Consider the following 18,032-nt stretch of genomic DNA (forward strand, 5'->3'; position numbering starts at 1 on the left):
TTATTATATTTTTTATATTATATAATTCTCATTTTCATAATTTTATATCATTTTCATAATTTTAATTTCATAATTTATTTTCATGATTTAAATTTTATCGTTTTATAGTTATTATTGTACTATTTAATCCAATAAGTCTAGCATAACTGATTTTATCAGCTATTTTTTTAAGAACATGAATATTTTCAAAATCACTTTCTTCAGTTACAACATCTTTTGTTGGGTCATATTCAATTCCAGAATCTTTAAAAGAGATCCTTATTTCATTTTCATCTATCTCTGATAAAACATCAATATAATCAATACTATCCGAATTATACTTTATTGTATTAACTACCATCTCTTCAATTGCAATTCCAACATATATAGATGTTTTTTTATCAACACCATTTTCTTCTGCAAATTTAATTAATTTTTCTGAAAGCCCAACTGCATCATCAACAGAAGATTTAATGGTTACATCCAATACAGACCCTTCCTTGCTTTTTGGAAGCATCAAAATTCCAGAATATTTTCCTTTTGATTTTTTTGATATTATAATCGTAATTAAATAAATTATAATTATAGTTCCTATTTCAGCTATTAAAAAAGAAATCCATATTCCTGATCCTCCAATTAAATGTGAAAGAATGTATGCTGAAGGAACTAAAATTAATAAACCCTGGGATATTGAAATTATGAAAGAGATGAGTTTTTTCTGAATAGCTTGGGTATAAAATAACATTAAGAAGGTTATACTTGTTCCAATAAAACTCAATGAAAATATCCTGATTGCTTCTTCTCCAACAATAATATTATTTATTCCAGTAACTCCAAATATGTCTAGAATGATGTTAGGGAATAATATAAGAAATATTGTCAATAAAATACATGAAAATATAGCTATTTTAAATGATTTCCTCATTACAAATTTCACACCACTAAAGTCTTTTTCACTATAAAAAACAGAAACAATAGGAGACATTGTTTGGCAAACACCAATAATAGGTATAGATGCTATAATTAAACAATCAAAGCATATAGCAAATGCAACAGTTCCAGCTTCCCCAATTGTAGATAATATAATTATATTGATGAAAAATGTTTTTAATAAAATAAATAGTTGCCCTGATGCTGGAGGAAATCCTGAAAAAATTATTTCTTTTAGATTTTTTATTTTAGATTTAAATATGTTTGTAAATCTAGTTTCTCTATCATTTGATATTAAATATTTAACAATAAATATCATTCCAACTAAATATCCAGTTACTGTAGCTAGAGCAGCACCACCAATCCCTAAATTAAAAAATTTAATATATACAATATCCATAATTATATTTACAAAATTAGAAGATATTAAAACAGCAGTAGCAAGATGAGGCTTATCCTCTGCTCGCATAAAATAACTAATTCCTAAAGCAATGAATAATAAAGGAGCGCCCATAAATAATATGCGTCCATAATCTATTACAAATGGAAGAAGAACTTCACTATTTGAAAAAACCTTAGATATTTCACCAATATAAAAAAAACCAAGAATAGCTATTACTAGACCAATAACCAATAAAGAAATAATAGATAATGAGAAATATATTCTAGATTTCATCTCATTTCTCTCAGCTTTTGCTATTGCTGATAGTACTGAGCCTCCAATACCAAAAGTCCAGTATATAGTACTAAAAAGACCAGTTATTGGTATGAGTAATGCAATAGCTGCAAGAGCATTAGGTCCAATTAAGTTACCAACGATTATTCCATCTATGATAACACTCATATACATAGCCATTGATAAAATTACGGTGGGTAATAAAAATTTCTTATATTTTGCTGATATTATATTGTAGTTTCTTTCAAACATTAATCCACCTTATTATAATATTAATTTTATAAATAGATTACATTTTTTCAGTTATAAACCTTTATATTAATTTATTATTATTAATCAAAAAAAATCTAAGTCAATTAAGTATTTTATAAATGTTGATAGATATTCATTAGTAATTAATGGCCATTTAAACCCTAAATGATAAAGTATTTCCATTGTATAATCATTTTTAGAGGATATAAAACTTCTATTTTCTCCTTTATTCATAGATGCTATAAAACCAGAAATTTTAATTGCATTAGATTCATCCTTCATTGTTTCTTGAAGAGCTTCATTAAACTCTTTTTGATTAGATCCTTTAATATTAAGTCCAAGTTTATTCATGATTGATATAATGTCAGAAATATAGATATAATGATTATTAAATGGGTGGAAAACTAAATATTCTTTAGGAGTTTTTGAAAGAAGCATGATAGCTTTTGCAGTACTATCAATTGCAGTAATATCTACTCTTAAATTCATCATATTATAAGGAATTCTTTTAATTATACTATAAGATTTCAAACGATTGATAAATGCATTTGTATCAAAATTAATTTGGAATTCTTGATCTTGTTCTCTAGCCATAAGATTACCAAGACGCATAATTTTAGCATTTATCTCACCAGTTAATACAGTATCTAAAATAATAGTTTCTGCTTTAAATTTACTATTAATATATTTATGTTCTAAATTTTGCCCAATATATAACATATCCTCTTCAAAATATATATCATTAGGAGGAATATTATTTACACTTTCTCCAGCAACACTTGCTGTTGATATATGTACTAAATTACAATTATTCTCTTTTGAAAATTTAACAGCGTTTTTTACTCCTCCTACATTAACATCTTCAATTTGTGTTCCAGAAGCATAATGTTTAACATTAGCAGCACTATTTAAAACAGTATCGATTGAAAATGAAGATGCTTTTTTAAAATCATCAATATTTGTAACATCTCCTTCAATAACATGAATCTTTGAATTAAACAATTCATCATAACTAGTATCAAAATAATAAAATAATAATGACTTTAATCTTTTTTCAACATCTGTATGTCTTCCTTTTCTAAGCATACAATATATCTTTCCATTTTCATTTTTTATAAATTCATGTAATAAATGCATACCCAAAAATCCAGTTGTTCCAGTTAGTAATACATTTCCTAAATCTTGTTTAGATTGTGTTTTAAACTGTTCTAGGTTTTGTTTTTTTAAGATATCATTGAATCTTTTAGTTGAATATTTGTTAAAATCTGAATCAAGGTTATCAATACTTTCAATATTTAGATCAATCCTTTGTTTATTAAATGATTGGGATCTTTTTTGCTTGTTTACTAACGGATCTTCTGTTTCCACCTGTAGTAAATTCTTTGGTTGATTTAAAGTTTTTTCTTTTTCTAATAATACTCTAGCAATATTCTCTGGTGTTTGGTATGTGAATATATCCCCATAAGATATGTTATAACCTGCATTTACTGATTCAACCATGACTTTTGTTGCTAAAAGAGAAGTTCCACCTAAATCAAAGAAACTATCTGTTGCTCCTACTTTATTTATCTCTAATACATTTGCAAAAACATCAGCAAAGAATTTTTCATCTTTATTTTTTGCAGCAACATATTTTTTTTCTTTTAATAATGGTTCTGGAAGAGATTTTGTGTCTATTTTTCCATTAGGAGTTTGTGGAAATTCATCTAGCTCCATATATATATTTGGAATCATATAAGGTGTTAATTTATTTTTCAAATGAGATTTTAAGCTTTTAACATCAATAGGTTTATCACTAGTAAAGTATGCACATAAATGTTCTTGAGATTGGATTTTTTTAACTAAAACAATGACTCGTTTTACTCCTTCATAATCTGATATAACATTTTCTATCTCACCAATTTCAATCCTAAGTCCTCTAAGTTTTATTTGATTATCCATTCGTCCTAAAATATAATATTCTCCATTATCCTTTTTCTTTGCAAAGTCTCCTGTTCTATAATATCGAATATTATTTCTATATATAAACTTCTCATCGGTTAATTCTTTTCTATTCCAATAACCTCTAGCTACTCCAGCACCACCTACATATAACTCTCCAACAATTCCTGGAGGTAATGGATTTCCATCTATATCCATAACAGATTCTATAACATTAAATAGTGGTTTTCCAACAGTAATATCCTCATTATCAACACATTTTGTATTACAAGAAATAGTTGTTTCAGTTGGCCCATAAACATTGTATATTTCTGCATCACTATACTTTTTGATTATTTTATGTAAATTTAAAGGATAATTTTCACCAGCAAGACTTATAATTTTACACTGGGAAATTGACTTTTTAATCCTATCAAACTCTAAATATTGTAGCATCCTAGAAGGTGTTGCACTAAAAGAATCAGCTCCAGTTTTTTCAAATAGTTTAGCAAGTTCTAAAGGATTTTTAGACTCTTCATCATTAGCAAAAACTAAGGTCAATCCATTCATTAAAGTTACAAAAACTTCATGTAAAAATACATCGAAAGCAACAGTAGTTATAGAAAGCATTCGATTGGACATTTTATTTAAGGAATAGACAAAACAATTTTCTTTATTAGGAAATATATAATTAGCTATGTTTTCATGGGTTAAAATTACTCCTTTTGGTTTTCCTGTAGAACCAGAAGTATAAATACTATAAGCTAAGTTTTTTGGAGTTAAAATAGGATTTGGATTTCTTTCATTAGTTTCTTTTAAAAGATCATCGATATTTAACTTATTTGGTAAATCTTCTTTGGTTATAATATATTTTGATTCACTATCATTTAAAACATGTTTTATCCTATCCTCAGGATATTCTGGGTCTATAGGTATAAATCCTGCACCCGATTTAATTATTCCTAGTATAGTAGCTATTAAATTACTATCTCTTTTTAGCATAAACATTATTTTATCTTCAGCTTTAACACCTAATTTTATTAAAGCATTGGCTATTCTATTAGATTTCTTATTTAATTCATCATAGCTTAATTCTCCATCTTCAGCAATTAAGGCTATCTTATCCTTATTTTCCTCAACTATATTTTGGAAAATTATATTTAATAGCTGTTCTTTTACAGGTTTTAATTTAAAACTCTTCTCTTCATTTTCTATGTATATCTGTTCTTTTTCAGATAAAATAGATATATTTTTAAGATAACTATTAGGATTTTCAATAAATTTTTTTATAATAATAGATAAACCCTTATTAAATCCATTTATAAGATCTTCACTATACAATGCATTATTGTATTTTGAAACTATCCTAAATTGATCTTCATTGAGATTATCTTCATTAAATTTATCTTCAATTATAATTGATAATTTAAATTTAGGTTTTTCTATGTCTAATATCTCTAAACCCATTCCATAGCCATTAATGTTTATATTTTCAACTAGTCCTGCTTGATATGCATAAAATATATCTGGATATATTCCATATTTATCCGAAATCTTTGTAAATGGATATGATTCATAATTTATAGTATTTAAAAACTCATCTTCGAGAATTTTCATGAATTCAATTACAGTTTTTTCACTATCAATATTAGATACTATTGCTAATGTTCTAACCATCATAGCAAATGTTTTTTGATATTTTATCTTACTTCTACCATTCGAAATAGTAGAAATCAAAATATCTTTGTTATAAGAATGTTTACTTAAACTAAATAATATAACTCCCATGAAAAAGATGTTAGGGGTAATTGAATTATTTTTACAAAATGTTTCAACCCTATCTTTATTTAAACTAAAAGATTTTTCTTTCAATAAACCATCATTTTCTTTTCCATTAATATCTGGTGTAAGTCCTGTTTCACCCTCAAAATCACACATTCTATTATCAAAATAATTTTCTGCTTCATTATATAAATCTGATTTTTCAATTTCAGATTCTTCTAAAGCCAAATCAAATCCAGTATATTTTTCTATTTCAACGTTCTTTCCTTCATATAATTTAGCTAAATCTTTAAGGAAAATTATTGTTGAAAATCCATCAGAAATTATATGATGACAATCCCAAAGTAAAAAAACTTCATTCTCATCCTCATATATTTCAAATCTAAATAAAGGACCTTTAAATAAATCAAATGGTTTTATAAAATTCTTTTTAATCTTTTTATCTACAGTTCCTTTATGAATCTCAATATCAACTTTTAAATTATCATTCTTTCTTTGGTATATTTTTCCATTATTAAGATAAAGGTGAGTTTTCATAAAGGAGTGTTTCTCAATAGCTTTTAAAATCACATTTTTTAGTTTTGAAGCATTTATATATGAATCATTAGTATTAATATTAGAAGTATTAATATTAGATAAATCAAATAGATCCTTATTTTTATTTAAACGAATACATTTTGGCATATTATAAATTAGAGTATCCTGATTTTTAATGCAATCAAAATAGACACCTAGCTGATTTTGAGTTAAAGAATATATTTTATCATCTTTAAAAATTAGTTCTTCACTAGGAGATGCTTTTAAAATTTCTTGAGATATTTTTCTAATTGTTCCTTCTCTCATTATACTTACTAAATTAAGTTCAACTCCATAATCATCAGAAATTTTAGATATTAATTTAATAATAGAAAGAGAAGTAAAACCAATCTGAAACAAATCATTTGTAACACCAAAATTAGCTTTTCCCATTATATTTGAACAAATATTAAAAATAGATTCTTCCAATTCATTTTCTGGATTTACAAAATTTTCAACACCATAATCAGATTCTTCTGGTAAGGGTAAATTTCTAATATCTATTTTACCATTTGGAGTCATTGGAAAGTTTTCTAATTGAATAAAATAGGATGGCACCATATATTTTGGCAATTTATCTACAGTAATATCTCTTAATTCATTTATATCTATTTCTTTTTTACTTGTATAATATGCACATAGATGTTCTTCAGAATCTACATCTTTAACACATACTACTAAAGAATTTATATTAGAATTTTTAGATATAACTGACTCTATCTCTCCAACCTCAATTCTAAGTCCTCTAACTTTAACTTGACTATCTACCCTTCCTGAAACATATAACTCTCCAAATTCATCTTTTTTACCCAAATCTCCAGTTTTATAGTATGAAGTTTCAGAAATTTCTAAGAATTTTTCTTCAGTTAACTTTTTATTATTTAAATATCCCCTTGCAACTCCAGAACCTCCAATATAAACTTCTCCAACAACTCCTGGAGGTAAAGGATTACCATCAATATCTCTAATACTATCAATGACATTTAAAAGAGTTTTTCCTTCAGAAACATTCTCGTTCTCCATCAATTTTCCATGTGATGCAATTGTAATCTCAGTTGGCCCATATGAGTTGTATATTTCAGCACCAGCACAATTTTTAAGAGTATTATACAGTTTTGATGGGAACATCTCCCCACCAACTATAATCACTTTGAAATTTTTCATTACATTTCTTATTTTTTCAAGCTCGAGATATTGTAACATTCTAGAAGGTGTAGATCCAAAAGCATCAGGATTTGTATTGTTAATCAATTCAATAAGTTTTAATGGATTAATAGATTCTTCTTCATTTGCAAAAACCACAGAAACTCCATTGATCATTGTTGCAAATATTTCTCTTAAAAATACAATGAATGATACAGTAGTTAAGGATAAAAATTTTGTTGATTTATTAGAAAGAGAATTTATAGGAATATTTTGAGGATCGTTTGATATATAATTTGTAATACCTTTATGTGTTAACATTACCCCCTTAGGAATCCCTGTTGATCCTGAAGTATATATGATATAAGCTAAATTGTTTTCATTAATATTAGGGTTTGGATTTCTCTCATCAGTTTCTTTTAAAAGTTCATTTATACTAATTTGATTTTTTAAATATTTATTATTATTTTGTTTATTATTTTGTTTATTATTTTCTTTTTTATTTTCTTTACTAGTATTTTGATTAGTTACAATGTATTTAGAAGTACTATCATCTAAAATATTTTCTATTCTATCTTTAGGATATTCTGGATCTATAGGAATAAAAGTAGCTCCTGACTTTACAATACCTATTACAGTAGCTATTAAATCACTATCTCTATTCATCATGAACATTATTTTATCTTCTATTCCAACTCCCCTTTTTATCAATGCATTAGCTATGCGATTAGCTTTTTTATTTAATTCATCATATGTAAATTCACCATCAGAAGCAATGAGTGCAATTTTATCATTATTATTCTTAACAGTATTTTCAAAAGCTTTATTCAATAATGGTTCATCAACAATATTTTCTTCAAAATCTTCCTGCCTTTTATTCTCTTTTTCTATGTCTTTATCTGATAAAATAGATATATTACCTATTTTTTCATTTTGATCATTGATAAATTTCTTTAAAACAATCTCAATACTTTTTATAAATGTTTCCATTAGTTTTTCTGTGTAAATCACAGCGTTATAATATAATGAGACTTTGTATTCATCATTATCTATTGATTTAATAATTAAATATGCTTTATTAGAAGAGTTATTAATTTTATCATTAATTTCATTAAAATTAACTTCATCACTATTAACTTCATTAAAATTAACTTCAGTACTATTAACTTCATTACTATTCTCTAAGTAATCATGTTTAGAGCTATACTCTTTATTTTCAAAATAATACTTGAAATCTGGGAAAACTATATTATCTCCTGATATTTTATCATATGGAAAGAATTTATATTCTTCACTTTTAATCAGTTCATCTTCAACTTCAATTAACATTTCTTTAACAGTTTTATCACTTTCCATAAATAAACCAAAAGGATAATCTATTATTTTCCCATTAGATTCTGTAGTTCTAGAAATTAAAATATTTTTATTAAAAACAAATCTATTTAATGTAAGTAATGTAGAAGTTAAAAATAAGGCGTTTGGAGAAATTTTTATCTTTTTAGAAAAGTTTTTTATAAGATTTTTATTTATTGATATTTCTTTTTCTTTAATATCTTTATTTTCTTTTCTAATCTGGATATCAGGCGAAATAAATGTTTCACCATCAGATTTCTTAACAATATTTTTAAAATATTTCTCTGCTCTGAAAAATCTGCTTTGTAAAACTTTAAAGTTACCACATTTTTCATTAGGATTATCTGCAATTTCATTTATTAATTCTTTAATACCATTTAAAATATCTATAATTGCTTTATGAGAATAACATCCTTTATTAAATTCTAAAAACAAAGATTGTAAACCATTTTTATCATTAAGAGATGAATTAACTCGAATATGTAATGGAAATTCGCTTTCTTCATTTTCCCAAATATATTCTACTCCTGAATCAGAAGAATTTGAAACAATGGAATACATTGATAACATAGCAGGATTAATTCCTATTTTTTGCAGTTTTTGAGTATAAAGGTTAAAAGACAATTTTCCATGAGACAAACCTTTTTTTAAAACAGATTTTACATAAAGTAAATAATCTTTAAATGTTAGTTCACCTTTATATTTTAATCTTAAAGGCATCATATTTACAAACATACCTAACATATTATGTGTATCTTCTCCAAAATCCCTACCATGATAAGGAGTATTCCAAACTAAATCTTTTGATTTTGAACTTTTAAAAAAATATAAAGATAATATAGATAATGCTAATAAAAAAGGAGAAATATTATCATTTTCTATTATGGATATTTCTTTTAATTTTTTTATAGTGTTTTCTTCTAATAATATCTCGTGTTTTGAAACATTAAGATTATCTAATGTAAAATAATTACTAGAATAGTTTTTTAGACTATCAACCCAATACTTTTCATCTTCTTTAGATTTTTTAGTAGATAGATATTTTTCTTCTTTCTTAACATACTTTTCATAAGAAGGAGAAGTTAATTCATAAGATTGGTTGTTTTTTAAATTATTAACATAGCTTTTAAGATTTTTTATAAGAATGTTTATAGATGTACCATCCATTAAAATATGATGTACGTTTCCTAAAACAATGATATTTTTTCTAGTTTTCAATACAACAAATCTATAGAGAGGAGAATCAAAGATTTCATCAAACCCAGTTTTTGTAAATTGGTATATAAACTCCTTAATCTCATCTTCTTTTTCAATGGACATATCATAATAATAAAATAATTGATTATCAATCTTTGGATCTAATTGTGAGAAATATTGAGAAAATTCCATTTGATTATCTTTTTTAATTCTTAAGTTGAATTTTTTTCTTATTATGTCTGATAAGGCTATTTTCACATATTTTTCATCTTCAACAGGAAATTTGTATTTAAATGAGAGAACATAAGAATCATTTCCTGATTCTCCAATTTCAGTTACTATAGTTCTTTTTTGAGCATTTGATAGATTAAAAAACTGCATTATACTACCCCAAATGTTTATAAATTTCCTTAAAGTCAATTGAATTTAATTCATCTATTTTTTCTAATGAACATACTCCTAATTTATAAATATTCTCTTTAGAATCTAAAATATTCCATGATTTAAATATTATCTCATCTCTAGATTCTATTTTATCACTATTTTGTAATTCATTGAAAATTTTTATTTTATTATTAGTTTTCTTAGAAAAACCCTTAGTTTTATTTGAAGACTTATTATTTCCTTCTAGATTATTTAAATAATCATTGTAAAACTTCGATAACATAATATTATCTTTATCTTCATCAATGTTAATATAAAATGATTTTAAACCTAAGTTAAGTCCTATTCCTTTCATCTTAAGATAACTTTCTTTTAAAACCCATATATCAAAAAAAGATTCTATTTTATCATTACTATTATTTATATATTCATATTCTTTTGGATGAAATTGAGTTTTAGCGATATTTAAATCTATATCATGGATACATTCAATATCAACACCTATAGGATAATTTGATACTCCGCAAAAGACATACTTTTCACAATGAGAAATATTAAAATGAATATTAGGGAAATTTTTTAAAAAAGGTTTACCATAATAATCATTAACAATAATAGGATTATAAATTTCTATTTTTCTTAAAATATACCTTAATAACACTTCTCCACTAATAGACAAAATTCTGTCTTTTTGATTAAAATACTTTTTTGAATATTTCAGCCTATCTTCAGATACAAAATTTTTTAAATCTTCAAAATTTAGATCTGAAACATTCATATAATATAAAAACATCATTTATCCTTTTAAAATTTGTATATTATAATATAATAAATCAATACAATGTAAATTAAATAATCTAAATTAATATAATGTAAATAGCTAATAATTATATTCCATAAGTATTCAATTAAAATGATTAGATTTAATAATAGCTAAATTTATTTAATGATTAATATAAAAATTTTAATAATTAATATATAAAAATTATAAAATTAAATAATTATTAAATAAACAATTATTAAATGAATATAAATAATTATTAAATTAATAATTATAAAATAATTTTCATGTTAATATATATCACCTAAAAACATTATAATATTTTCTAAAGATAATTTAATAATTAAAACTTGCTTTTTATATGATTAGCATCAATAAAATTAGATTTTATCACATAAATTTTTTTATATAATAATAAAAAATAGGCAAAAACAGTATAATGTGATTTTTAGCTTATAAAATATAGTTTGTACTTTAAATTTTAACCTATTTTTAATATATATTTTTAATATGTATTTTTGATATATATTTTTGATATATATTTATTTATTGAATTATATCCATATAAATCAGGAAAAAATGAAAAAATAAAGACCATTCAATATTTTTAACAGCTAATGAAAATGTTTATTAATTTATAATAGATAAAACTTTCTATAACTTCTTATTCAGATGTGATTTTTTTTACTTCAACATCTAATTCATTGTTTTCTAATTTTAATATCATTACAGTAGGAGTACTGAAAATTGGCGCAGTAGGACTTCCAGGGTTTAAAAGAAGAATATTATCAATTCTCTCAATTAATGGTTGATGAGTATGTCCACTTATTAAAACATCTACACCAAGTTCTTCTGCTAAATAATATAATTGCTGTGTATCTCCTTTTGGGTGAATTTCACCATGATTCACACCAATTTTAAACCCATCAACACTTCTTATAATAGTTTTTGGAAGATTTAAACCATATTCTCTGTCTCTATCTCCTTGAACAGCTAAAACTGGAGCAATCTTTTCTAAATCTTTTTTAACATCTATAGAAGCTAAATTCCCAGCATGTATAATAAGATCCACACCTTCAAAAATATTTAATACTTCTAACGGCAATTTACTTATTTTATCTGGAATAAATGTATCTGAAATCAACCCAATTATCATAAACTAATCAATCCTTTTTATTATAATATTCATTTTATTACAATATTAAGTAGAGAAAACTCACTTCTATTTTCATGATTTTATTTAAGTTGTTAATACTATAAATAATAATCTCATAGATACTAATATTAATAATAAATTTTATAATATTAATTCAAATAGTCAGAGGAAAAGAGTAATAATAGATTAATTTTTAATTAAATAATTAAAAATATAATAAAAATAAACAAGTACAATACTAGATTAAATAATTAAAAATATAATAAAACAAATAAGTACAATACTAGATTAAATAATTAAAAATATAATAAAAATAAATAAGTACAATATTAGATTAAATAGTTAAAATATTAAATTAAATAGTTAATTTATTAGTTAATAATATTCTATAAATATGTAATTATAAATATTCTATGAATAGAATCTGATTATAAAGTAATTTTAAATCTTATTTCTTCAAATGAGGGAGCACAACAAGGATCAATATAAGAAGAACATATTGAATAGTTTTCAAAATTTTCAAAAAGAGTTTTTAATTCACTTAAAACTTTTTCAATGTTTTCGTCTTCATAAATTCTAATTGTAGCAAGAAATCTTGGATCTCCTGATAAAATAGGCTTTATATTATTATTTTGAAGAATTTTAATTACTTCATTATTAATATCCATTTTAACCACCAAAAATAATAATTATAACAATAATATTAAATATCTTATAAAAAAATCAATTTTTAGGGTAGATAAACATTATAAAAATCAATAAGTTTACCTATAAAAAAATAGACATGCCCCTTTTCAATAATATAATTTTAAAAATGATTCAGTATTAATTTGAAAATGATTTAGTATTAAAATTTAATTACTTGTTTAACTTAATCAATGGAAAATCTTCTAAGTTAGTAATTGAATTTACAACATCAGTTTTTGTAACAATACCAACTGGAATCCCATCATCATCTATTAAAATTAACCTACCAATATTTTTATTATACATAGTTTCAACAGCATTAGCTACCTTTAAATTTTGATTAATAGTAACAACATCTTTTTGCATAATATCTTTAACAGTTAAAGACTCTTTAGATTGAGCTAATGCCCACACAATATCGCTTAATGTTAAAATTCCAATAATATTATTATTTTCAATTACAGGAGCTCCATCAATAACTTTTTCAGATAGAAGTATAGATGCCTCTTTAATAGTATCATCAGGATTTAAAAAGACTAAATCTAATGATGCAATCTCTTTAACAACTTTTTTAGGAATGCTTCTAATAGTAGTTGTATCTAAAAGAAGTATATTATCCATATCATCTCTACCAACGATTTCCCCAATAATCCCCAAATTATTAACAGGAGTTGGACCAATACGAACAGTATCTCCTAGATTTAAATCTTTAATACTGCCTAAAACTTTTATAGCTGCTTCACATTCCCCAGGATTTGGAATACTAGTAAATTCAATTTTAGCTACTGAAACTCCTTCAATAGGATTTCCTTCCTTAAACATTGGAACATTAGATTCATTATCAGTCACCGAAATATTTAAAGTATGATAAGCTTCAATAGTAGGTTTATATCCTCCACGAGGACCAGGAACTCCCTTAACCAGGCTCAAACTCCTTAAAGATTGCATTTGATTACGTATAGTCCCAGGATTTCTATTCATAACCTCAGCTATATCTTCACCTTTTATAGATTTTCCATCGGAAGTTTGATACAAGTTGATTAGTGTTTGAAGGATCTCTTTTTGTACAGATGTAAGCATTTTGCCACCAACTATTCCATTTTATTTCTAAAAGGATTTTCTGTTTAATATACAAATATAACAAATATTCTAATATAAAAATACCCTACCTAACAAAATATTTTTAAATAATAAATATTTGAGTATATAAATGAGTTTATCATTAATATTAATTATAAAATATATAACTTAGTTATATAAATAGCTATTGTTTTTATAAAGAAAAAATTGTATTAAATAGGAATATAATTACAATAATAAATAGTAAATAAAATAATAACTACAAAAATAAAGTAATAACTTTAAAAATCTAATAAAAATAAAATAAATTATGAAAAATTATAAAAATGAAGCTTATGAAAATAAAATTCAAATAAATAAAAATGAAAATATGAATAAAAATCTAATAAAATAGAAATAAAAGATAAAAATATGAATAAATTAATAAAATTAAATAAAATTAATAAAAATAGAATAGAATAAAATAAAGATAAAAATATAAATAAATTAATAAAATTGAATAAAATTAATAAAAATAGAATAATAAAATTAAATAAATATAAAGTCTAAAATTTATAATAACTCTCTACTTCTAAATCACTAGGGATTTCAGTAGGATACTCCTCATTTATACAGCCTAAGCAAAGTTCTTCTGCCGGAATTCCAATTGAATCAACAAGGTCCTCAATAGAAATATAACCCAAAGAATCAACACCCAGTTTTTCCTTAATCTCCTCAACAGAATTATTAGCTGCAATCAATTCATCTTTAGATGCCATTGCTACACCATAATAACAAGGAGCTATAACAGGCGGGCAACCAATCATTAAATGAATTTCTTTTGCACCAGCTTCTCTTATAATCTCTATTAAAGATTCAGAAGTAGTTCCACGAACAATACTATCATCAACAAGAACAATTTTTTTACCTTTAAGTTCAGAAACCAATGGATTCATCTTTAATTTAACAGCTAACTCTCTTTCTTCCTGAGTAGGCATAATGAAAGTTCTACCAACATATCTATTTTTAATAAGACCCTCACCATAAGGAATTCCAGAAGCTCTAGAATATCCAATAGCTGCAGGAATAGAAGAATCAGGAACAGGCATTACAACATCAGCATCAATTGGAAATTTATCAAACAATGCACGACCAATATTGAGTCTAACTTGATAAACATTCTTTCCATCGATAGTACTATCAGGTCTTGCAAAATAAACATACTCAAACATACAATGAGAATTTTTAGTTTTATCAGCTTTAGAAATTATATGAGAATTAATCTTATTATCTTTAAAATAAATAATTTCTCCAGGCTTAAAATCACGTATAAATTTAGCCCCAATAACATCAAAAGCAACAGTTTCAGAAGCTACAATGAAAGTATCATCTTTTTCAGCAATAGCTAATGGTTTCATAGCAGCAGGATCACGAATAGCATAAAGATCACCATTAACTAAAATAACAAGAGAATAAGAACCCATAATTATATTAGATACATTTTCTAAGGTTTCAATCATATCAGAAGTTTTTAAAAACTCCCTCTTAATAAGATGACATAAAATTTCAGAATCAGTATCCGAAGTAAACTCAACACCTTCAGCCATTAATTCTCTTCTTAGCCTACCAGAATTGATTATATCTCCATTATGAGCTATAGCAATACTAAAATCATTAAAAGTAGTCACAAATGGTTGAGAATTTTCAAATTTTGATTGACCAGTAGTAGAATATCTTACATGACCAATACCAACTTCACCATTTAATTCATTAATAATGTCACCTTTAAAAGCATCAATCAAAAGACCCATACCACAGTGATGGCTTAAACCATTTTTATCACCATAAGTGCCTTCATTAATATTATCACTATTAAAAGTCGCCATTCCAGCAGATTCTTGACCTCTATGCTGTAGTGCATGCAAACCATAATAAATAGAAGATGAAACATCTATAGAAGAATTTTTAGAGTGGATACCCACAATACCACATTTATCTTTCAAATCACAATCTCCGTAGATTATTTAATAATTATATGATTATTTAATTGTCTGATTATTCAATTATTATTTAACTATTAATTATTTAATTATTATTTTATTAATAATTATTTAGTTATTATCTAATAAATTAATGAAAATTATTAATTAATAAAAAATATCAATTAATAAAAACATTATAAATATAATTATAAAAATAATTATAAAAATAATTATAAAAATTATTATAAAATATATTATTATAAAACATATCAAAATTATTATAATTAAAAATACTATAATATAAAAAATATCATAATAAAGATTATTATAATAAAAGTAATATTATAATAAAAGTAATATTTTATAATATAAGTAATATTATAAAAATTATTATAATATAATATTTTCATTTTTCTAATATAAATATTTTTAATATTATTCAATTAAAGTTATTTAATTTAGTTATCATTTATATAGAATATTCAACATTTACATATAATAATTTTAATATGACAAACAATAGACACAAACCTAAAAAGCAAATAGAAACTTAAAAAATAGGTTAAAAGTTATAAAAGCTGTTAAAATTGAAAATAAAGAGAAAATAAAAAATAAAAATATTAATCCCAAAAATTCTGAAACTGGTCAGTTATATTATAATCAGTATCATCATTCTCATCAGCATTATCATATTGATTATTATTTTTATCTTTCATATTACTATTTTTATATCTATCATCATAACTACTTTCTTTATATCTATTTTCATCAAGAACTTCATCATATTTATTTTCATTATTTATATTATCCTCGTATTTGTCCTCTTCATAGCTATCATCATTATACTTATTATCATCATAGCTATCATCATTATACTTATTATCATCATACTTATTTTTAAAGTTGTTTGAATTAAGATTATTCTGATGATAACCAGTACCCTCATTATTCTTTTTATAATACTTTATAATTTCTCTTTGAAGTTCATCATTATCATTTTCAACAAATATTAATGCAGTTTTAACAATTTTAAGCCAATCAATTGCATCTTCCTTAGAAATAGCTCCAATATATCCCTGACCAACAATTATATTTTCAGGATTAAATTTATTAGTAGCTATAACCACTTTTTCAACTTCATCATCAGTTAAAGTAACATTAAAAACATCAACCCACAATTCTGTAATTGGGAAAACTTCTAACAAATCTTTAGTATGAATATTAGAATATCTAGATTTAAAATCAGTGAAATCAAGTTTAATTTCATCAATATGGTCATTTAGATCTTTAATCTCATTATTCAATTCAAAATTTTCATTTTTAAGCTGATTAATCTCTTTAACAAGCATATCATTTTCAAGAGATACCTTATCATTTTCATCTTTTGATTTATCAAATTCAATGCCTAACTTAAGAAGTTCTGATCTAACCTGATTAATATTAGTTATATCAAAAATAGAAGCAAGTCCTGCTCTAATAATTGAATTTTTAATCTCATTTTCAACATTTTTTATATCAGTTATCTCAATATCTCTAGCTTTTGGAAAACTTAAATATTCAACATAGTTAAAATCATTTTTTAAAGCATGATAAAAATTTGAAAATGAATTTTTTCCATTTTCATCAGAATGAGTAGCTATAAGAATAATATCTGCACCTAAAACAGCATTTTTAGCTATTTCAACATTTTGTGTGGTGATAATAGAAGAAATGATAATATTAAAATCATTGAATAAATTTATATTTTTTATAGCCTTTGATAGGAATTCTGAATCCTCAGGTCCATCTACAATAATTCTAACATCAACTGGTTTTTGATTATCATTTTCATCAATTTTCTGATTGTTAATTTGGGAAATATTCCTAGTATCATTGGAATTTTTATCGTTTATACTAAAATCAGAAAATTTATTATTAACCTTAAAATTAGAATTTTTAGAGTTAATAATTAATGAATCATAGTCTTTAGATTCAATATCTTCATTATTAATAGTTTGGATTATATGATTAATATTATCTTCATTATTAAAATCCATTTAATCCACCATACTTTTAATTATATTGTTCTTAATTATGATATTCTTAATTATAATATTCCTAATTATAATATTTTTAATTATATGAATATACTACTTAGATAATTAATATAAGTATTTAAATCATTAGTATACCTAT

At 23.8% G+C, this 18,032-nt stretch carries 8 protein-coding genes; all 8 read right to left on the bottom strand.

What is annotated here, in order from left to right:
• Window positions 1–94: 94 nt before the first annotated feature.
• Window positions 95–1,837 carry an MATE family efflux transporter gene (locus MarbSA_RS01270; RefSeq protein ID WP_054834908.1) on the bottom strand — a complete coding sequence of 581 codons (1,743 nt, stop codon included), beginning with the start codon at window positions 1,835–1,837 and terminating at the stop codon, window positions 95–97.
• 84 nt (window positions 1,838–1,921) lie between these two features.
• Window positions 1,922–10,189: a non-ribosomal peptide synthetase gene (locus tag MarbSA_RS01275; RefSeq protein WP_221061687.1), complete on the bottom strand. Its 8,268-nt coding sequence runs from the start codon at window positions 10,187–10,189 to the stop codon at window positions 1,922–1,924.
• 4 nt (window positions 10,190–10,193) lie between these two features.
• Complete coding sequence (locus tag MarbSA_RS01280; RefSeq protein ID WP_221061688.1) at window positions 10,194–10,970, bottom strand: 4'-phosphopantetheinyl transferase family protein; 777 nt, start codon at window positions 10,968–10,970, stop codon at window positions 10,194–10,196.
• Between the two features lie 667 nt (window positions 10,971–11,637).
• Window positions 11,638–12,129: a YfcE family phosphodiesterase gene (locus MarbSA_RS01285; protein ID WP_054834916.1), complete on the bottom strand. Its 492-nt coding sequence runs from the start codon at window positions 12,127–12,129 to the stop codon at window positions 11,638–11,640.
• Between the two features lie 428 nt (window positions 12,130–12,557).
• Window positions 12,558–12,797, bottom strand: a complete 240-nt coding sequence (locus MarbSA_RS01290) for a hypothetical protein (RefSeq protein WP_054835858.1) — start codon at window positions 12,795–12,797, stop codon at window positions 12,558–12,560.
• A gap of 190 nt (window positions 12,798–12,987) precedes the next feature.
• Window positions 12,988–13,896 (bottom strand): CBS domain-containing protein, encoded by a 909-nt coding sequence (locus MarbSA_RS01295; RefSeq protein WP_042704002.1) that lies wholly within the window; start codon window positions 13,894–13,896, stop codon window positions 12,988–12,990.
• A 545-nt stretch (window positions 13,897–14,441) separates the two neighbouring features.
• Window positions 14,442–15,899, bottom strand: a complete 1,458-nt coding sequence (gene purF, locus MarbSA_RS01300) for an amidophosphoribosyltransferase (protein ID WP_432420126.1) — start codon at window positions 15,897–15,899, stop codon at window positions 14,442–14,444.
• 578 nt (window positions 15,900–16,477) lie between these two features.
• Window positions 16,478–17,893, bottom strand: a complete 1,416-nt coding sequence (locus tag MarbSA_RS01305; protein WP_221061690.1) for a hypothetical protein — start codon at window positions 17,891–17,893, stop codon at window positions 16,478–16,480.
• Between the last annotated feature and the right edge of the window lie 139 nt (window positions 17,894–18,032).

It is taken from the genome of Methanobrevibacter arboriphilus (assembly GCF_019669925.1).
Classification (GTDB): Archaea; Methanobacteriota; Methanobacteria; order Methanobacteriales; family Methanobacteriaceae; genus Methanobinarius; species Methanobinarius arboriphilus_A.